The 19,567-nt window shown below is 45.0% G+C and carries 17 protein-coding genes; 11 read left to right on the forward strand and 6 right to left on the reverse strand.

The window, feature by feature from the left end; all coding sequences use genetic code 11:
* Nucleotides 1–17 precede the first annotated feature (17 nt).
* The 4 genes from hemH (at nucleotide 18) to V7R39_RS16885 (ending at nucleotide 4,931) form a co-directional block, all read left to right on the forward strand.
* Nucleotides 18–1,097: a ferrochelatase gene (gene hemH, locus V7R39_RS16870; protein ID WP_334032099.1), complete on the forward strand. Its 1,080-nt coding sequence runs from the start codon at nucleotides 18–20 to the stop codon at nucleotides 1,095–1,097.
* Between the two features lie 146 nt (nucleotides 1,098–1,243).
* Nucleotides 1,244–1,657 (forward strand): DUF4112 domain-containing protein, encoded by a 414-nt coding sequence (locus tag V7R39_RS16875; protein ID WP_334032100.1) that lies wholly within the window; start codon nucleotides 1,244–1,246, stop codon nucleotides 1,655–1,657.
* Between the two features lie 133 nt (nucleotides 1,658–1,790).
* Nucleotides 1,791–3,431 carry an acetolactate synthase large subunit gene (locus tag V7R39_RS16880; RefSeq protein WP_334032101.1) on the forward strand — a complete coding sequence of 547 codons (1,641 nt, stop codon included), beginning with the start codon at nucleotides 1,791–1,793 and terminating at the stop codon, nucleotides 3,429–3,431.
* A 69-nt stretch (nucleotides 3,432–3,500) separates the two neighbouring features.
* On the forward strand, nucleotides 3,501–4,931 hold the full coding sequence (locus tag V7R39_RS16885) for an aldehyde dehydrogenase family protein (protein ID WP_334032102.1): 1,431 nt from the start codon (nucleotides 3,501–3,503) through the stop codon (nucleotides 4,929–4,931).
* A 115-nt stretch (nucleotides 4,932–5,046) separates the two neighbouring features.
* On the opposite strand, the gene V7R39_RS16890 is transcribed toward V7R39_RS16885, so the two are convergent.
* Nucleotides 5,047–5,406 (reverse strand): DUF2237 family protein, encoded by a 360-nt coding sequence (locus V7R39_RS16890; RefSeq protein WP_032097788.1) that lies wholly within the window; start codon nucleotides 5,404–5,406, stop codon nucleotides 5,047–5,049.
* A gap of 205 nt (nucleotides 5,407–5,611) precedes the next feature.
* Between V7R39_RS16890 and ubiG the strand changes: the two genes are divergently transcribed.
* From ubiG to V7R39_RS16920, 6 genes are all read left to right on the forward strand, one after another.
* Nucleotides 5,612–6,370, forward strand: a complete 759-nt coding sequence (gene ubiG, locus V7R39_RS16895) for a bifunctional 2-polyprenyl-6-hydroxyphenol methylase/3-demethylubiquinol 3-O-methyltransferase UbiG (RefSeq protein ID WP_334032103.1) — start codon at nucleotides 5,612–5,614, stop codon at nucleotides 6,368–6,370.
* Between the two features lie 405 nt (nucleotides 6,371–6,775).
* On the forward strand, nucleotides 6,776–7,669 hold the full coding sequence (locus tag V7R39_RS16900) for a lipase family alpha/beta hydrolase (protein ID WP_438823560.1): 894 nt from the start codon (nucleotides 6,776–6,778) through the stop codon (nucleotides 7,667–7,669).
* Nucleotides 7,669–8,640 (forward strand): lipase chaperone, encoded by a 972-nt coding sequence (locus V7R39_RS16905; protein WP_334032105.1) that lies wholly within the window; start codon nucleotides 7,669–7,671, stop codon nucleotides 8,638–8,640. Before V7R39_RS16900 ends, V7R39_RS16905 begins: the two co-directional genes overlap by 1 nt.
* Before the next feature lie 119 nt (nucleotides 8,641–8,759).
* A complete protein-coding gene (locus V7R39_RS16910) occupies nucleotides 8,760–9,368 on the forward strand; it encodes a glutathione S-transferase family protein (protein ID WP_334032106.1) in 609 nt (202 codons plus the stop codon).
* On the forward strand, nucleotides 9,368–10,027 hold the full coding sequence (locus tag V7R39_RS16915; RefSeq protein ID WP_334032107.1) for a glutathione S-transferase family protein: 660 nt from the start codon (nucleotides 9,368–9,370) through the stop codon (nucleotides 10,025–10,027). The genes V7R39_RS16910 and V7R39_RS16915 overlap by 1 nt, the downstream gene beginning before the upstream one ends.
* A gap of 181 nt (nucleotides 10,028–10,208) precedes the next feature.
* The gene (locus tag V7R39_RS16920) at nucleotides 10,209–12,185 is read left to right on the forward strand and encodes an alpha/beta hydrolase family protein (protein ID WP_334032108.1); all 1,977 of its coding nucleotides are present in this window, start codon (nucleotides 10,209–10,211) and stop codon (nucleotides 12,183–12,185) included.
* A 69-nt stretch (nucleotides 12,186–12,254) separates the two neighbouring features.
* Here the strand turns inward: V7R39_RS16920 and V7R39_RS16925 are convergent, their stop codons facing one another.
* On the reverse strand, nucleotides 12,255–13,214 hold the full coding sequence (locus V7R39_RS16925) for a homocysteine S-methyltransferase family protein (protein WP_334032109.1): 960 nt from the start codon (nucleotides 13,212–13,214) through the stop codon (nucleotides 12,255–12,257).
* A gap of 10 nt (nucleotides 13,215–13,224) precedes the next feature.
* Nucleotides 13,225–14,361, reverse strand: a complete 1,137-nt coding sequence (locus V7R39_RS16930) for an ROK family transcriptional regulator (RefSeq protein WP_334032110.1) — start codon at nucleotides 14,359–14,361, stop codon at nucleotides 13,225–13,227.
* Between the two features lie 416 nt (nucleotides 14,362–14,777).
* Between V7R39_RS16930 and V7R39_RS16935 the strand changes: the two genes are divergently transcribed.
* Nucleotides 14,778–15,746, forward strand: coding sequence for a carbohydrate kinase family protein (locus tag V7R39_RS16935; RefSeq protein WP_334032111.1), 969 nt, complete (start codon nucleotides 14,778–14,780; stop codon nucleotides 15,744–15,746).
* Nucleotides 15,747–15,903: 157 nt separating this feature from the next.
* On the opposite strand, the gene V7R39_RS16940 is transcribed toward V7R39_RS16935, so the two are convergent.
* The 3 genes from V7R39_RS16940 to V7R39_RS16950 form a co-directional block, all read right to left on the reverse strand.
* The gene (locus tag V7R39_RS16940) at nucleotides 15,904–17,595 is read right to left on the reverse strand and encodes a cisplatin damage response ATP-dependent DNA ligase (RefSeq protein ID WP_334032113.1); all 1,692 of its coding nucleotides are present in this window, start codon (nucleotides 17,593–17,595) and stop codon (nucleotides 15,904–15,906) included.
* Nucleotides 17,595–18,611: a ligase-associated DNA damage response exonuclease gene (locus V7R39_RS16945; RefSeq protein WP_334032114.1), complete on the reverse strand. Its 1,017-nt coding sequence runs from the start codon at nucleotides 18,609–18,611 to the stop codon at nucleotides 17,595–17,597. The genes V7R39_RS16940 and V7R39_RS16945 overlap by 1 nt, the downstream gene beginning before the upstream one ends.
* A 103-nt stretch (nucleotides 18,612–18,714) precedes the next feature.
* Nucleotides 18,715–19,536: a lipase family protein gene (locus V7R39_RS16950; protein ID WP_334032115.1), complete on the reverse strand. Its 822-nt coding sequence runs from the start codon at nucleotides 19,534–19,536 to the stop codon at nucleotides 18,715–18,717.
* Nucleotides 19,537–19,567: the final 31 nt, after the last annotated feature.

Here is a 19,567-nt window from a genome sequence, read left to right on the forward strand (position 1 = left end):
TTTTCGGACTGCTGTTAATGAAATACAAATCGAATAAAGGTTTTACTCACGGCCAAGCGGATAAAATTGGCGTGTTGGTCACCAACTTAGGCACACCTCAAGCACCAACTAAACAGGCGCTACGCCCTTATCTAAAAGAGTTTTTATCAGATCCGCGGGTTGTTGAAGTGCCACGTATAATTTGGTGGTTTATTCTAAATATGGTTATTTTGAATATTCGCCCAAAGCGCTCTGCCGAAGCGTATTCTACGGTATGGACAGATGAAGGTTCACCATTATTATCGATTACCAAGGCCCAGTCAGAAGCTATCGCACAGCGCTGTAAAGAAAAGTATGGCGATGATGTTATCGTCGATTTTGCTATGCGTTACGGCCAACCGGCCATTAGCGACACTATTGATAAGATGTTAGAAAATGGGGTAAGAAAACTAGTAGTGCTGCCTCTTTATCCTCAATACAGTGCATCCACGACAGGCTCTACGTTCGATGCGATAGCAAATGATTTTACGAAAAGGCGTTGGTTACCTGAACTGCGTTTTGTCAACCACTACAATGATAGAAGTAACTTTATCGAAGCCCTTGCCAATAAGGTGAAAGCGCACTGGGAAAAACACGGTCGTGCCGATAAGCTTATTCTCTCCTATCATGGTATTCCTAAGCGTTACTTAATGAATGGCGACCCTTATCACTGCGAATGCCACAAGACATCACGCTTACTTGCTGAAAAGCTCGGCCTATCTCATGATGAATACATGACGACATTCCAATCCCGCTTTGGGCGAGAAGAATGGTTAAAGCCGTACACTGACGAAACGTTAAAAGGGCTTCCTGGCAAAGGGGTTAAGTCAATCCAAGTGATGTGCCCAGGATTTTCCGCTGACTGTCTAGAAACTATCGAAGAGATAGGCGAAGAGAACCACGAGTACTTCATGGAAGCAGGCGGAGAGCGTTATGAATATATTGACGCGCTAAATAGCGATAAAGAACACATCGATGTGTTATTTGATATTGTCCAAGAAAACCTTCATGGTTGGACAGTAGAATCTGACAATTCGGTGCGCGCAGGATTAGCCAAGGCGCTAGGTTCTGAAGTTTAAGCTCAAAGAAATAGCGCCCCGAAGTCTATGTCTTATTATACGCCCTAGAATATAGGGCTTGGTTTGAGCTCTGGTCATTCAAATGGGGCATGTTAATGCCTCATTGTTAATTTACATCAGGGCAGTATGCCCAAAAAGGAGTGAATATGGACGTTAAAGCACCACCGGCATTACTGAAGGCGCAAAAGCTCGCCAACTTATTAGATACTGCGATTAAACTCCCTTTCATCCCTATCAAAATTGGCTTGGATTCTATTGTCGGCTTAATCCCTGGTGCAGGTGATGCACTCATGTTATTCGTTTCTTTGCGCATTGTTTGGCTTGGTAAATCTCTTGGTATGCCAAGTGCCTTAGTTGCGCAGATGGTAAAAAATTCTGCCATCGATTTTGGTTTAGGTTTTATTCCCTTTGTTGGCGACATCGTCGACGTGTTTTACAAAGCAAATCAAAAAAATGTGCGAGTAATGGAACGTTGGTGGGTAAGTGAGAACAAAGCATCGGTAGATGCAGCCACCAAAGAAAAGCTCGAACAATGGGAAGCTGAACAGCAAAATAGTTAGGCACAAATTCCACGATCATTGGGCACAAACACCACAATTCACCTATTGTTATAGCCACACCAATCGATTTTTGGCTTAAGTGCGTAGCAATAGGCACTATTTGAATTTTATTCAACAAAGGAGTGTGTGGTTTATGAAAGCGTCTGATTTATTTGTGAAGGCACTTGAGTCCGAGGGCGTTGAGTACGTGTTCGGCATTCCAGGTGAAGAAAATTTAGACCTGCTTGAATCATTGCGTTCCTCATCCATTAAGCTTGTGCTTACGCGACACGAGCAGGGTGCTGGCTTTATGGCCGCTACCTACGGGCGATTAACCGGTAAAGTAGGGGTGTGTCTGGCCACACTTGGCCCAGGAGCAACGAATTTAGTCACTCCCGCTGCCTACGCGCAACTTGGCGCTATGCCCATGTTGATGATAACGGGGCAAAAACCGATAAAAACCAGCAAGCAGGGGCGCTTTCAAGTCATCGATATTGTCGACATGATGCGTCCTATCACCAAGTTTACCACGCAGGTGGTAAGCGGTGACAGAATACCCTCAACCGTGAGGGAAGCATTTCGACTGGCTCACCAAGAGCGACCTGGCGCGGTTCACATTGAGCTACCAGAGGACATCGCAGCAGAACAAACTACCGCGCACCTTTTAGATCCAAGTGTGGCAAGACGACCTATTGCGGAATATAAAGCGGTGTCTTCTGCTGTATCCATGATAGAAAATGCAACTTCGCCACTGCTATTAATTGGAGCCGGTGCTAATCGAAAGCTTACCGCTAAAATGCTCCGCGAATTTGTGGATAAAACCTGTATTCCATTTGTGACCACGCAAATGGGTAAAGGCGTGCTTAACGAGAGCGACCCGCGATTTGCCGGCAACACGGCACTATCGGATGGTGACTTTGTACACCGTGCTATCGAGCGGGCAGACCTTATTATTAACGTAGGCCATGACGTAGTAGAGAAGCCGCCCTTCTTTATGCATCACAACGATAAAAAAGTGATTCACGTTAACTTCGACCCCGCTGCAGTGGACCCTGTGTATTTCCCGCAGCTTGAAGTCGTTGGCGACATTGCTAATAGCATTTGGCAAATCAAAGAAGAAATTACGCCGCAAAAAGACTGGAAGCTCGATTTTTACAAAGACGTTCATGAAGCTTATGTGCATCATCGTGCAGAGGCCGAAGACGACAATCGTTTTCCAATATTGCCAGAGCGCTTTGTGAGAGATATTAGAAAGGTGATGCCTGACAACGGCATTGTGACCCTTGATAACGGTATCTATAAAATTTGGTTTGCTCGTAATTACCCCGCTTATCACCCCAATACTCTTTTACTCGACAATGCATTAGCCAGTATGGGCGCCGGATTACCATCTGCAATGGCTGCAAAATTAGTGAATCCAGACGTTCCCGTGTTAAGTGTTTGTGGTGACGGCGGTTTTATGATGAATAGCCAAGAAATAGAAACCGCCGTACGGCTTAAGCTTGATCTCGTGGTGATCATTTTACGAGATGACGCCTACGGCATGATCAAATGGAAGCAGGCCAACATGGCGTTCGACGAATTTGGGTTGGACTATGGCAACCCCAACTTTGTTAAATACGCTCAAAGCTATGGTGCGCAGGGTTGGCGAGTGGATGATACAGACATACTTATTCCTATGGTTGAGCGCTGTTTACAGACCCCGGGCGTTCACATCATCGATTGCCCCATTGATTACAGCATGAACGATGAAACGCTTAACCATACCATTAAAGAACTTAGCGCTAAGCTATGATATTGCGCGCTGATGCAGCGTAGTAGAGCAGCAAGTCAATAAAGCAATGCAAAGAAAGAAGGAGCCGATATGTTAAAGGAAAGCTATCCGTACTATCTCGCAAGCGAAGCGTGTTACGCTAATACTAATCTTGACGTTATAAATAAATATACCGGTGAGGTAGCCACGCAGGTTGCCATCGCTGACGCCGATACTATCGACAAGGCCATCGCGGCGGCAGAAGCGACCCAGCCTGCAATGACTGCAATGGCACCTTATGAGCGCCAAGCAGTGCTGGAGCATTGTGTAAAGCGGTTTCAGGAGCGGGCCGATGAGCTTGCACAGGCACTGTGCATAGAAGCAGGCAAGCCAATTAAAGATGCTAAAGGCGAAGTAAGTCGCCTTATCGACACGTTTAAAATTGCTGCAGAGGAATCGGTTCGCATTAATGGCGAAGTGGTTAATTTAGAGATTTCAGCGAAAGCTAAAGGGTATCAAGGCATGACGAAGAAGGTGCCAATTGGCCCATGTTCGTTTATTTCGCCCTTTAACTTTCCCCTTAATTTAGCGGCGCATAAGGTGGCCCCAGCTATTGCAGCGGGATGTACATTTGTGCTGAAGCCGGCGTCACGTACCCCCATCGGCGCACTTATTATTGGTGAAGTGCTCGCTGAAACCGCGTTGCCCAAAGGTGCGTTTTCTATTTTGCCGTGCAGTAGAGATGGCGCAGACCTTTTTACAACAGACGAACGTTTGAAACTGCTCAGCTTCACAGGGTCCCCAGATGTGGGTTGGGCCCTCAAGGCCAAGGCGGGGAAAAAGCCGGTAGTGTTAGAGCTAGGAGGCAACGCGGCGTGCATTGTAGATGAGGATGCCGACCTTGATGATGCCGTAGAGCGTATTATCATTGGTGCTTACTATCAGTCAGGTCAAAGCTGTATTAGTGTGCAAAGGCTACTTGTACACAGCGCCATTTATGATGATTTTAAAGCGCGCTTCGTTGAAAAAGTAAAAGCGCTGGTCAGTGGAGATCCGTCGAGTGAAGATACCTTTATTGGGCCAATGATTTCTGAGGGCGAGGCAGAGCGACTTCACGACTGGATTATTGATGCTGAAAAAGCAGGCGGAAAAATTCTGTGTGGCGGTACCAGAGACGGTGCCATGCTTGATGCTACGGTAATGGAAGGAGTACCGAAAGACTGTGATGCTAGCGCGGAAGAAGCCTTTGGTCCGCTATCGGTGCTCTATTCTTTTGACAGTTATGAAGAGGCGCTAGATGAAGTTAATAACAGCCGTTATGGACTGCAGGCTGGCGTATTTACCCGAGATATCTATAAAGCGCATAAGGCGTGGAACGAACTGGATGTTGGTGGTGTTGTCATTGGTGATGTACCAAGCTGGCGCGTAGATAACATGCCTTATGGCGGGGTGAAAGACTCTGGCTTGGGCAGAGAAGGCATACGTTACGCCATTGAGGATATGTCAGAGACACGACTCATGGTGCTGCGCACGCCTCAGTAATCGTAAAGCTATAATTAAGGCGCTAATAAGCGCCTTCATTTTTTACGCTTTATATAAACTGATATTGCTACATTTCGAGAAAGACATGTTTTTAATGTGTCAATTTTCAATGAAATTACGTTGCTGCATACTCTTCAAGTATCGCTAGCGGGATAACATCCAACGCTTTTTCATGTGTAGCCTCTAAACGCACGGTAGGTGCCACACCAGCTTCATAAGCTTGTAGCCATCGACTTGCACATAAACACCATCTGTCGCCCGCAAGTAGGCCCGAAAATTCCATGCTCGGCCACGGCGTTATAAGGTCATTACCTTGGCGCAAAGAGAATTGTAAAAACTCATCTGTTACTACTGCACATACACTATGATTGCCCACATCAGCCGAAGGCACATAGCAAAAGCCTTCTCTCGTAAAACCGGCGTTGCCGCAGCAAAGCTGAAGCGGTCTGCCATACACATTTTTTGCATTTGCCAAAATCAAATACCTCGCTAATCGCGTATCTAGTAAATCTAGAGTGTATACGGTTTTGTGTAAAAAGGGATGCATCCCTTTTTACACATCATGTAGATAACCCCTTTTTGTACACTCCTTTTTTCGAGATACGCTTTTTGAGATACGCTTCTCAAAATACGGGTTTCGAAACATGCTTTTCGAAATACAAACTTAAGGTAACACACACATGTTGGATAAGAGCACCAAAAGCGGCAACGTCAACTTTTCTCAAGAGGAAATAGCTAGATTTGATGCACTTGCTGAAACCTGGTGGGATCCAAAAGGTAAATTTAAAACGGCGCTAGACTTTAACAAAGCAAGGCTTGAGGTTATTGAGTCCCAAATACGCTCACACTTTACATGCCAAAAGAGCTCGACGCCCTTTTCTAACCTATCAATCATTGATATTGGCAGTGGCGGCGGCCTAATCAGTGAACCGTTAGCGTCAAAAGGAGCCACGGTCACGGGTATTGATGCCAGCGCAGTAAGCGTACAGGTGGCTAAACGTCACGCTAAGCAAAGTAATGTGGATGTGGAATATCGCCATCAACTCTCTAGCGAGGTCGTTAAAGAGGGTCGACAGTTTGACGTGGTGATTAATGCAGAGGTGGTTGAACATGTGCCGAACCAAAAGCAGCTAATCAATGAGTGCGCTAGCATGGTAAAACCCGGTGGACTGCTAATATTAGCGACGCTAAACAGAACGTTGAAAAGTTTCGTCGTTGCTATTGTTGGCGCTGAATACGTTATGCGCTACCTGCCTATCGGCACTCATGACTGGCGTAAGTTTGTCACCCCTAAAGAGCTAATCAATTGGGTCGGCGACGACTTCAAAGTACAGCATCAAGTGGGTATGAAGCTCAATCCGTTCACTTCTACGTGGCATACTACATCAAGTCTCGCGGTGAATTATATTCAGGCTTATGCTAACCAGCAGCAGGTCTAGTGCCTCTGTTATTTGTAGCACTTGGAATGATATTTTCAACGCAAATTGCCAGCAAACTTCCATTGTGTATGTCCAATGCTAATGGTCACTATCCATACTAAAAATAGTATGGATAGCCATACGCTTAAATTTTCATAACTCATTGATCACTAAATGAAGACCAATAAAACATTTCTTAAATAACGTCAGATAACCCTTTCCTATATATTAAAAATTTTATCCTCTCCTTGATATTTACACTGTGTTTACATAATTATAACAAAGGTCTGACCACAGACCTGTGCGAATAGTTTGCCGTTCACACCGAACTGATTGATAAAAGTCGATGCGACTAAAAGTCGTGCGATAAAGGGGAAACACATGAGAATAATTAAAAGAGTGTCACTACTAATAGCTGTCATTTGCATGGCATTTGCCAGTCATGCTTCAGCATCCACATACGCGAAAACGAAATACCCTATAGTGCTAGTACATGGCCTATTTGGGTTTGAAGATATCTTATTTGTCGATTACTTCTACAAAGTACCGCAAAAGCTAACACGCAATGGTGCTGTTGTTTACATTGCCGAAGTATCACCTGCAAACTCAACGGAAGTACGCGGTGAGCAGTTATTAAACTATATAGACGAAGTGCTTGCATTATCAGGCGCTGAAAAAGTGAATTTGATTGGGCACAGCCACGGTGGTCCAACTGCACGCTATGCGGCAAGCGTTGCACCAGGTAAAGTTGCTTCAGTAAGCTCAGTAGGCGGTGTGAATTGGGGCAGTAAGGTCGCAGACCAACTGCGTAGTGCTATTGCTGAAGACTCTTTTCAAGAAGATGCTGCTGGGGTAGTTGTTAACGCATTTGCCAACATTATTGAGTTTGCCTCGGGGTCAGATCCTAGAGACAAACCCACCGACGCTATTGCTGCGTTAAATTCGTTATCAACGGATGAAACCGTGAGATTTAATCAACGCTACCCAGAGGGTATGCCATCGGCGTACTGCAGAAATGATGGCAAAATGCTGGCGGAAAATGGGGTGTATTACTATTCATGGAGTGGAGGTAAAACTTTTACCAATGCGCTTGACGTTATTGACCCTTTCTTAGCCATTACTGGCACTGCATTTAACGAAGCCAATGATGGATTAGTGGCTACCTGTAGCTCTCACTTAGGCAAAGTACTGCGAGACAACTACAGAATGAACCATCTCGATGAGGTTAATCAAAGTTTTGGTATTACCCACTGGTTTGAAACCAACCCAGTGAATGTGTTCGTGCAACAGGCTAACAGACTGAAACGTCAAGGGCTGTAGTGAAAGCGGCAGTTATAGGAGGAGGGCTATTTGTCCTCCTTATCATTGTTGTGTTACTGACGGTTGCTACAAAACAGAGCGATACAGAAGCTTTTGTGGCGACGACTTCAGGCTCACAAGATATCGCTAACAATGGGGCGTCCCCATCGTTACACGCTGCTGTAAAAAGCACTGTTGCAAACCAGGCAGCCTCATCCACAGAGGAAGGTGAAAATACCAAAAACCTCATTCCATTTGTGCTTAATATTTGGGTTAAGGACAGGTTCGAGCTCTTTATTGCAGAACACGCTGAACAAGCGCCGTTGGCCGTACAAATTGCCTACGTGACCCACAGTGAATCGCTGCATACCAAAGATACCCATAATTACGCAGTAGACTTGTTTTCCCGTTTTGTTAACTACAAAGTGGCATTAGCCAGCGAAGATGTGGAAATAAATACGGTTCAGGCGTCACTGAAAAGTGTTCAGGAAAAGCTAGACGCCCGATATGATTTACGACGGCAGTTTTTCAGTCATCAAGAGTACGAATATTTGTTTGGCAGTGATGCAGCCTCCGATAACGATGCGCTAGCAAGGCTGGCCATAGCCCAAGACAACACCCTCACTCGTGAGGAAAAAAAGAATACCATCGTCGAATCTCTTGCTATTGCAAGCGATAGCGAAGCCTTTCAGCCAACGGTTGATATGCATAGAATTCAACAAATAAAGCAGCAATACCGTGATGACAATTCTCGCTTTAGTGCAATAAGCGCTGAATTTGGTGATGAAGTGGCTGAGCGTTTTAATACATTGTGGGAAAAGCAGGGCGTGTGGGAACAGAAAGTAGAAGATTACCGCGCTCATGTTAAACAGCTACAAAGCGCTAACCTTTCAAAGCAAGAATACAGTAAATTGATACGTGAATATGAGACCTCGGATTTTACAGAAAATGAAATTAAGCGTCTTAGAGTAGTGGTGAGCAGCAACAATTAATGATTGGGCAAACAGGTATAACCATTCAATGACTGAATAGACTCACCTTAATTTAGAGTGATTTGATCCCTGTTTTACTAAGTTCTAATCTACTTAAAACAAACAAGGCCCCTACAAGTATGAAAATTTACGAAACCAAAACCGCACCCAATCCACGCCGCGTTCGCATGTTTCTCGCTGAGAAAGGTATTGATATGAACTATGTTCAGGTTGATATCCAAAAGGGTGAAAACTTGAGCGCTGAAATGCGTGCGAAAAACCCCCTTGGTAAAATACCCATTCTTGAGCTTGACGATGGAACATGCATTGCAGAAACAGATGCAATTTGCACCTATTTTGAGGCACTTCATCCAGAGCCATCATTAATGGGAAGTAGTGCACTTGAAAAAGGCACTATCGCAATGTGGCAGCGGCAAGTAGAGCTGGCCTTTATGCTTCAAGTTGGCATGTGTTTTCAGCACACCACAGGCTATTTCAAAGATCGTATGGTCCCTGTTCCAGAATATGGCAAAGAAGCGGGCATTAATGCGTCTAAGTATCTTAATATTTTGGAACGCAGATTAGAACTTAACACCTTTATTGCTGGGGACACATTCTCAATTGCGGATATTACCGCTCTATGCGCCATCGATTTTGCCCGGGTTGTTGATATTAGAATTAAAGATGAACAAACCAACCTTCTTCGTTGGTATGACAGTGTGAATAGCAGAGCGAGTGCCAAAGCCTAATGATTGACCTATATACAGCAGCAACACCGAATGGCTGGAAGGCCTCCGTAGCACTGGAAGAAATGGGATTAGCATACTCTGTTGTGCCCGTTAATCTCTTGAAGGGCGAACAGAAAACCGCATCGTTTCTCGCTAAAAACCCTAACGGTCGCATACCGGTAATTGTGGATAAAAGTGAAGACGATCACGTGGTTTTCGAATCAGGCGCCATAATGATTTATCTAGCTGAAAAAACCGGTATGTTTTTACCAAGTGATGCGAAAGGGCGCAGCAAAGTGTTGCAATGGTTGATGTTTCAGATGGGCGGCGTAGGGCCGATGATGGGACAAGCCAATGTTTTCTATCGTTACCTGGAAGAAAAAATGCCCATTGCTATCGATAGATATCAAAACGAAGTGCGTCGGCTGTTCACGGTGTTAGATGGTCACCTCGCCAACCACGAGTACTTGGTTGACGATTACAGTATTGCTGATATGGCAAACTGGTGCTGGGTAAGAACCTACGAGTGGTCGGGAGCCAGCATTGACGGGCTAGATAATCTCATTCGTTGGAAGAACAGTATTGAAGCTCGTCCCGCTGCGAGGCGCGGCGTGGAAGTCCCTAATAAAATCGACAAAGAAGCGCTATTAAAAGGAGCAAAAAACGTGGTAACTCGGTAGTGCGAGTTTGTTAGTAACATTAAAGATGGTTAACCACATTTAGTGGTTCTTTGCGGGCATAACTCACCAAAAAATAAAACATTAAATATTACTCGGTGGATTATGTCTGTTATTGAAAATGATATGGCAGTCATGTAGATTCAATAAAAAAAAGCCCTACTAATAAGTCAAAAGGACATTTATGAGACGGATTTTAGGGGCCATTTTGGCCTTTTATTCTTTATTTATTTCTGCAAACGATCAGCTTCCCCTCGATTATTTTATCAAACACGGTGACTACCTCGACCTTCAGCTCTCCCCAGATGGCAAACATTTAGCGGCGCGGGTGCGGGCAGATAACAAAGTAGTCCTTGGTATTTTGTCTACAGATACTATGGCGATTGTCGGCGGGATTCGGCCTCAAAATAACGACATTATCCACAGTGTCACATGGGTAAATAGCGAGCGTCTTTTATTTGAATATGCTGAAAAGCAATTTTCTTATGATAGGCCAGTACCCACTGGTGAACTTTTCGCTATGAATGTTGACGGCAGTAAAACAGAATTGCTCTATGGCTATAGAGCAGGGGACGCAAAACTAGGCAGCCGTTTATCAAGTCGAGATGATGTGCTGGCCAGTCAAGAGGTGCTAAGCCTTTTAGAAAATGATGAAAGACATATTTTAATCACTGAATATCCATGGGATAAGCAAGGCGATACTTACTATGATAATCGGGTTAAACAGCCCATCATTAGTAAGTTAAATATCTCTACAGGTAGAAAGCGAAAAGTAGACGTGCTGCCGTACAACCGCAGCAGCGCGTTGGCAACAAAAGATGGCCAAGTTCTATTTATGCGTTGGCAGGATGAGAGCGGTAAGTATCACGCAGCATATCGAGAAAGCAACGACAGTGAATGGAAAAATTTAGGCGATGCGTTTAGCGTAGCTCAGAACCTAATTCCACGAGGCTTAAGTGAAGATGAGAAGTTCGTTTATTTATCAGGCTTTACTGGTGAAGAGGTTATTTACACCTACTTTAAGCTAGATCTTGAAAGTGGAGAGTACACTGAAATTTTCGACTCTCACGCAACCGATATCGAGCAAGTTTTATATGACGAAAATGGTATGCCTGCAGTGGGCGTCACTTACCCGAATAAGTCTGAATATGTGTATGCGAAAGAAGAAAGTAGAACACGAAAAATACATAAGCTATTAGCCGAGGCTTTTGGCGATCAAACTGTTGCCATTGCTAGTCACACAAGAGATTGGAAAACATTACTTGTGCATGTACGCAGCGATGTAAACCCCGGTGAATACTATCTATTTGATAGTGAAACGCTAGATGCGCAATTTATATGGGCAAATAGCTCCTGGATAGACCCTAGATTACTCGCGCCGATGAAACCGATTAGCGTTGAAGTATCAGATGGCGAAACAATTAATGGCTACCTGACCCTTCCAAAGCAATCAAGTGAGGACAAGCCTCCTCTAGTGGTTATGATCCACGGCGGTCCACATCAAAGCGGTACCAGAGATTTCTGGGATTACAATAGCGAAACGCAGTTTTTAGCCAGCCGTGGTTACGCGGTTTTACAAGTGAACTTTCGCGGCAGTGATGGTTATGGAGAAAGGTACAAGAAGTTAGGTTATCGCGAGTGGGGCGGTAAAATGATTGATGATATCAACGACTCCGTAAAATGGGCTATCGATAAAGAGTACGTAGATGGAAATAACGTTTGTGCATACGGAGCGAGTTACGGTGGATACGCGGCGCTGATGTCTGCGGTAAAAGAGCCAGACCTTTACGAGTGTACAATAGGGTATGTAGGCATCTATGATTTACAATACATGTTCACGCAAAGTGATATCCCTAATAACTGGGGTGGTAAAGCTTATTTGCAGAAAGTGCTGGGTAACGACAAAGCGCAACTTAAAGCCTACTCGCCCCTGTACCATGCAGATAAAATCAAAGCGAATGTAATGCTTATTCACGGTTCTAAAGATAGACGAGTGCCAGAAATTAACTCAGAGGCACTTTCTAAAGCGCTTATTAGGGCAGGTAACCCGCCAGAGTATCTTCAATACTCCCAGGCGGGGCACGGTGTCTTCGATGAGGGAGATAGGCGAGAGCTCTATCAGGGGTTAATTAACTTTCTGGATAAAAACCTAAAGAGCTAGCACGCTCTGTGTGAAAAAACGCCCCATGAGGGCGTTTTTTGATCCTGACTTCTTATTGTCTAGAGGATACTAGGTGATTCTGCTTTCTTTTTTCTGGGAAGGGGGGCAGGGATTTTTAAAATAGTCCCATAATGCTTCTATATGTTCAGGGCCAATTCCGCAGCAACCTCCAACAATCGACGCTCCCGCGTTAACCCACGTTTTTGCATAATGTAAGTATTGTTCTGGGGTTACATCGTTGCGCAGTGATGAGAGCAGTGCATTAGCCTCATGTTGTCGGTTGCGCTCAGAGAAGCTATTGGCGTAGGCACCGATGCGTATGCCACTGTTCATTTTGCGGGTCATAGCAATGGCGTCTTCCATTTCTTCTGGTTGAGAGCAGTTAAATAAAACTGCATCAACACCATCAAGTGTTGCAGCAATGTCGGCCAATGGCTCTTCAGAGCGAAGCTTAGGCGTTTCTGAATCGCTGTGTCTGTTGGCAAGAGAAAAAGAAAGCCAAATAGGTAAGGTAGAATAATCTCTTAGCATAGAAACAACTGCATTGGCTTCTTCTATTGAAGATACGGTTTCGATGAGCCAAAAATCCACGTCATCTTGCTGGCCTTTTATCAAGGGACGTAGAATGTTTTCAACCTGGCTTTTATCGAATAAGTCGGGTCGATATGAGCCGAATGCAGGTGGAATGCAGCCGGCAAGTAGCGGAGTGTTTTTTTCTTGTGCCTCTTGCTCTGTGACAAATGCGTCTATTTCTTGTCTCGCAATACGAGCGGCTCGTTGAGCTAAAGAAAGACTTTGCCCTTGAAATGCGTCGTCACCAATATGAAAAGGTACAATAGCATAGGCATTGGTTGTGATTATCTGAGCGCCGGCATCTAAAAAGTGGCGATGCACTTGCGCTACTTTCTCAGGAGACTGCATAAGCGATAGCGCAGACCACTCTGGCTGCTTGAAGGGGGCGCCCACACGCTCTAATTCTCGCCCCATACCGCCGTCTAAAATGTCTATGTATTCAAAGGGGTCTGTCATAACACACTCTTCAATAATAATTTGCGACTAAAGGAAGGTTTGCGCTTCCAATGGATTGAGCTTTTGCTCCCACTTGTCCCTCTATAATGCGCGGCGATGTAATACCTCGCATGTCTCTTTTGGCAATTTCGTTTTTTGTTTGCTCAACAAGTCGTGTTTTAACGCTCTTAGGTAGCGCACCGTCAATGATAACGCCATCAATGTCAAGTAAGCTCATTGCGCATTGTGCTGCATAAGCAAGACCTTGGGCTGCAGAGTTAACCCAGTTATCAATTACGCTCTCGTTTATGTTCCAGTACTCGGTTGAGCTGTAAATCTGCCTACCTTCAGCGCCGCTATTATCAAGCGTATTTTCTAACACATATAGTGAAGACTGTGTTAAAAGTTGATGTTCTTCATTGCCGTTAAAAAATGGTAAAGAACCTACCGCGCCAGCGTTTCCTGATTTACCCGTGAAAAGTGCGTCGTTAATGACCACACCCCCGCCAAGGAACGTGCCCACAAATAAATATAAAAAGTGAGAGAAATGGGCAGCATTACCGAATGACATTTCTGCACTGCATGCTGCTGCCGCGTCATTGCGAACGAATACCGGCAAAGAAACAAGAGATTCTAGTGCTAATTTCGGGTTGAATTGCTTCCATTGCTCTAGCATTTCTTTGGGTGCCCCAGCTTCTTCTGCCCATGTCCAAATTTCAAAGGGCATGGCCACACCTAATCCGCGAATTCGGGGTAAATGGTCAGCAGCAATGTTTTTCGTCAACATGTTAATAGCGCGTTCTGTAAACGACATAAGGGTATCAACCGTTGGATAAGCCACCTTTTCTTTGACGGTAGCGCGTACATTTCCACAAAGATCTATAAGGGTCATCTCAAAACTGCGTCGACCTACTTTTAAACCTAGGCCAAACGCGCCGTCGGCATTAAGGCTGAAAGGCACCTTTGGTTGCCCTACTTTTCCTTTAATTGGCGCATTGCGTAATACCAAACCGTCGGTTTCTAACTTTTTAATAATTACCGTGGCAGATTGTGCAGAAAGACCAGTTAATTCAGCAATTTGTGCCTTGGGTAGCTCTTTATGCTTGGTAATCAGCGAGATGATAGTCCGTTCATTGTCCGAACGATTATCTGCTAAATGTATTGCCATAGTTAACTTGCTCTCTAGTGTAAAAGTTATTCTTCAATAAGAATTATTAAAAACGTTGCGCGTTATTGTTCAGTGCTACCGTTGAGTAAAATAAAGGTACTTACATCGAGAGTATTAACAATGCTTGTAATCAAAAGGTCGACTCCGCTTAGCACCTTTTTAAGCAAGAATGTAACGCATAAATTGAACTGGGTCACTAAGGCGTATTTAGCTCTGGTGTACACCAGAGCTAAATAAACCCCTGAATTCAGCCAAAGGATAATTTTCTTTTCAATTAAATCAATTGGGTTGATTTAATTGAAAGGAAAGACAATACTATGCCCAATTGAATAGCTAATTAACGACGTATTAACGTAAAGTGCGATATGTATAGTGTGCACTATGGTTATATGTATAACGAATAGAGTGAGGCTGGTATGAAAATATTATGTTTAGGTGAAGTACTTATCGATATGTTAAGCCAAGGTGCGGCGCCAAAAGACGGTGACATACCGGCAATGAAGCCCTTTCAACCCTATGCAGGTGGTGCGCCAGCCAATGTTGCTGTGGCAGTTGCTCAGCTTGGTGGCAGCAGTGCTATGGTATCAAAAGTGGGTGATGATACCTTTGGCGCTTTTTTAAAAGAAATGCTTGAGCATTATAAAGTTAATACCGATTTTGTATGGACTACCTCACAAGGCAATACAGCATTAGCGTTTGTGAACCTAGATGAAGACGGTGAGCGTTCGTTCGACTTTTATGTGGATAATGCAGCGCATAAACATATTACCGAGCAAGACCTGGCTACTATCGACTGTAATAAAGATGCGGTACTGCACTTTTGCTCAGGCTCTCTTGCCGGTCCAGAGTTAATACCGGGTACAGAGTTTATTTTAGACAAGGCGCGCCAAGAGAGCATGATGGCGTGTTTAGATATCAACTACCGCCCTGCATTTTGGGACGACACGGCTAATGCACCTTCAAGAATAGATGCGGCAGCGAAACGGGTTTCTATTTTAAAGGCAAGCCGTGAAGAGCTCGACGAGCTATACGGTGCAGAAAATGCTGATGCAAAAGTACAACAATGGCTTGAGAGCGGCGTAAAAGTGGTATTGGTGACTGACGGCGGTGAGCCTATTCACTACATTACGACATCATTTAGCGGCACGTTAGCGTCGCCCAAAATGGAGGTTAAAGATACAACGGCGGCAGGCGACTCCTTTATCGGTGGGTTCCTTTATTACCTATCAACCAAAGTTAAAAATGCTGACGAATTTGATAGCTGGGCGGCAAGTTTTGAAAATGTAAGCGAGGCCACTGAGTTTGCTATTCGCTGTGGTGCATTTACCGTAACTCAATACGGCGCGTTTAGTGCATTGCCTACTCAGCAAGATATCGCGAAATAGCAAAATAGCTAATGTAACAGCGAAAATAGCGGCTAAGTCGATAGGCAAGCTAAGCGTTAAATAGGCTAAGCGCCACATGAGTTAAGCGCAGAATATTTAAAGCGCCAAGCAATGCAACAAAGAGCCTGTTACGCAGTAGCGTAACAGGCTCTTTTAATTAACGCTCTATCAGTTGTTTAAGTGCGTCTAAGGTATCTGCTTCATTCGCAGGCTTGTCCCAGCGTATCCGATGAATTCGCGGGAAGCGAAGGGCCACGCCCGATTTATGACGATTAGAAGGGTGCACTGCATCAAAAGCGACTTCAAAAACCAGCTCTTTTTTCACTTCTCTTACCGGACCAAACCGGCCAACCGCATTGCGTCGCACCCAATTATCTAATTTTTTCAATTCTTCGTCGGTAAACCCTGAGTAAGCTTTGCCAATAGGCAATAATTGCTCGCCTTCCCATGCGCCAAAAGTAAAGTCTGAATAAAAGCTTGAACGCTTTCCGTGTCCTCGCTGCGCGTACATGATCACCGCATCCACCACTAAAGGGTCTCGCTTCCACTTATACCACTGGCCTTTAGGTCGACCGGGCACATATGTACTGTCGAGTCGCTTAATCATAAGCCCTTCAACGGATCTGTTGTCGCAAACCGTGTTATGAAGGGCGCGTAAATTTTCGGGCGATGATGCACGTAAGGTGTTAGATAAAAATAGCCGAGGCGGCTTTTTTTGCTCAAACCAAGAGGCTAATTTTTTACGCCTAGCCTCCAATGTTAAGGAAGTCAGCTTTTCTCCCTCTAGTACAAGTGCATCGTAAACAATAAGCCCGACCGGATTTGACTGCATTAAGGGTTTGGTTGGCTTTTTCTTGTTAAGTCTTTGCTGCAGCGCATTAAACGTATCAACGATAGGTTCTGATGCAGACGAACTGCTGGCCATATCTGATGCGCTCGCACTGGCCTCCTCGGTATTGTGAATAACCAATAGCTCGCCATCGAGCACCATATTGCCGCTCATTTCGTCCAATAAATCAGGGAATGAGTGACTGATATCGTCGCCAGTTCGAGAGAACAACGCCTTTTCGCGCTCTTGTTCATCAGTGGGATTGGCTGCGGGCTTTTTACTTTCTTTGTCCTTGCCAGCAAGCTCAGTATTCACCGCAAGCTGTACACGAATGCCATCGTACTTATTTTCAATTTGCCAAAGGCTGGCATCAAAGGTGTCGATATCATTGTCTTCAATGGGATGAGAAAGCATGACGGGATGAAACGTGACGGCATTTTCAATATCAGGCTTGTCAGCATTGCCTTCTAACCACTTTAGCAGCTCGGTATACGGAGGGTTTACAGCGTGCCATAAGGTTTCGATCTCTTTAATATCTTTGTTGCCGTAGTTAGCCAATATTTGCTTTATTGAGCGTGCTGATACGCCAATGCGAAGCCCTCTAGTACCTAATTTCAATAGTGCCCAGCGCTGGGGCGGTGTCATCATGGTTAAGTATTCAGCCAGCGTTGCAGGCACTTTCTGTTTAGAAATAGTAGCGAAGGTATCTACAATACTGTGAAGAGACGGTAAGGGTGACACAGGGCTATTGAACGGCCATAGATGCGCAACGGTCTCGCTCACCTCGCCTACATAGTCATAACTCATCGCAAATAGGGCAGGGTCGGTATGCTCGGTAATCAATTTTTTCACAGTATTACGTTTAAAAAAATCAAATCGCAGGGTACCTGCCATGGCAGCAATTGCCCAGCCTCTATCTGGGTCGGGCGTATTTTCAATATAGTCTGCAATAAGCTGCGCTTTCGCTTTCGTTCCAGCGGTAAAGTACAGCTGCTCTAACAGGTTACTAAACGCCTCCATTAATCACCTCCTTGTTCTTCCTCGTCATAGCCTACCAATGACAATGCGCGGGCTTTAAACCCCATCTTTTCAGCTTGATACATCAGCGCATCTTCTCTTCCGTGAGTCACCCACACCTCTTTCGGGTTAACTTCCTCAATAGTTCTAAGTAATTCAGGCCAATCACAATGATCGGAAATAATAAGAGGGAGTTCGGCATTTCGCTGTTTCGCGCGGGCGCGAATTTGCATCCAGCCCGATGCCATCACCGTGCGCACATTAGGAAGACTTCGCGACCATCTATCTGCCAATGCGGAAGGCGGAGCAATCACAATTTCTCCCGCGAGCTCTTTTTTATCGTCAACCTGCGAGACGGGAATAAGTTCGCCAAGGTCAATATCAAACTGTTGGTATAAATCGCATAACTTCAACTGAGCTCCATGCAGATAAATAGGTTTGTGGTAGCCTGCCTCTCTTAGCGCAATAATCAAACGTTGGCACTTGCCTAAGGCATAGGCGCCTACCAGGTGACACCGAGTGAGAAATACCCTCAGCGAGTGAAGCAATTTCTCTATTTCGTTCTCAATGGGTGGGTGTTCGAAAACAGGCAGTCCAAAAGTGGCCTCAGTAATAAGCACATCGCAAGGTACCACCTGAAAGGGCGGGCAAGTGGGGTCATGACGCCTTTTGTAATCGCCAGATACCACCACGCTGTAGCCACCGTATTCTATGAGTATTTGCGTAGAGCCTAATATATGGCCCGCGGGATAAAAAGTTACCGTCACATCATTAAAGGTGAGTTTTTTCCCCAATGTCACTGAGTGTTGCTTTTCGGCCATATCCTCGCCATAGCGAGTTTGCATAATGGCTAAGGTTTCTACGCTGGCATAAACCGTATGGTGTCCGGCCCGCGCGTGATCAGCATGGCCGTGAGTCACTAACGCTGTGTCTACTTCGGTCATGGGGTCGATGTAAAACTCACCCGGTTCGCAGTACAAGCCAGTACTATCAGTTTTTAACCATGTTGATGGATGCACAGGCAACGTTTCCCTCAGTATTTACAATACATGTAAATACGACAAAAAAGATAAAGCGACCACTTAGCCTACAGCTCGGTTTTTTTACTACGACCAACAGGCCCTAATGTTTATCGAAGAAGTCTTTGTTGCGAATGTATTTATGCATGTAGTGATATGAAATGGGGGAAATCAGCCACTGAGAAATAACCCGATATAGCCGCCATATAGGCTTGGCGTTGTCGTATACACGCTCGTTATGCAGCCAAAGCGAGCGCCCCAGATGCTTAAACAACCCTGGAATAGGCGGAAGAAAGGTGACAATATCGAGGTCGCATACGATTCTAAATGTGCGGTGATGAAGTAAGTAATGCTTGTAGAATCGACGGTAGCTGGTTGAGGGTTGTCCAAAGGTGACAACGCGGCGTACGCTTTTGGGAAATGCCAATTCAAGGCGCTGCGCTGCTAAAACCGCCATGGCTCCACCAGACGAATGGCCGGTAAGTGTGATGCGTTTACCTGACTCAATAAGCGGCGCTAATTTGGCCTCGATATCTTCATATATACTGAGCGTTACGCTGGTTTTTTTACTGTCAGCAGGTAAGGGGATCCTAGTCTGGCTTTTTTGATTGAGCAGAAGCTGATAGCCAAAATGAACATAGCCGTTGTGCGTTGATTTATCTTTAAACTTTCCCTTTGCTTTACTCGGGAAAATGCAAAAATTAAGTAACCAATCTCGAATGGATTGGGTGCCCCTAAACAGCACGATAACTTCTTTTTTGTTTGGGCGACAGAGAATGCGTGCCACTACGGTGCCGCGTGAATCGCACACAGCATGGTGCTCATGGGCTGAAAAGCCCAGTGATGAATAGTCAAATTCTTTCGGATATGCCAACTTACACAGTACGGCATAGCGCTCGTACTGATACCGCTTAAGTTTCTTCAATGGCTAATGTCTTTCAGATGCATTCATTCGG

Source organism: Alteromonas sp. P256 (assembly GCF_036864455.1).
Classification (GTDB): domain Bacteria; phylum Pseudomonadota; class Gammaproteobacteria; order Enterobacterales; family Alteromonadaceae; genus Alteromonas.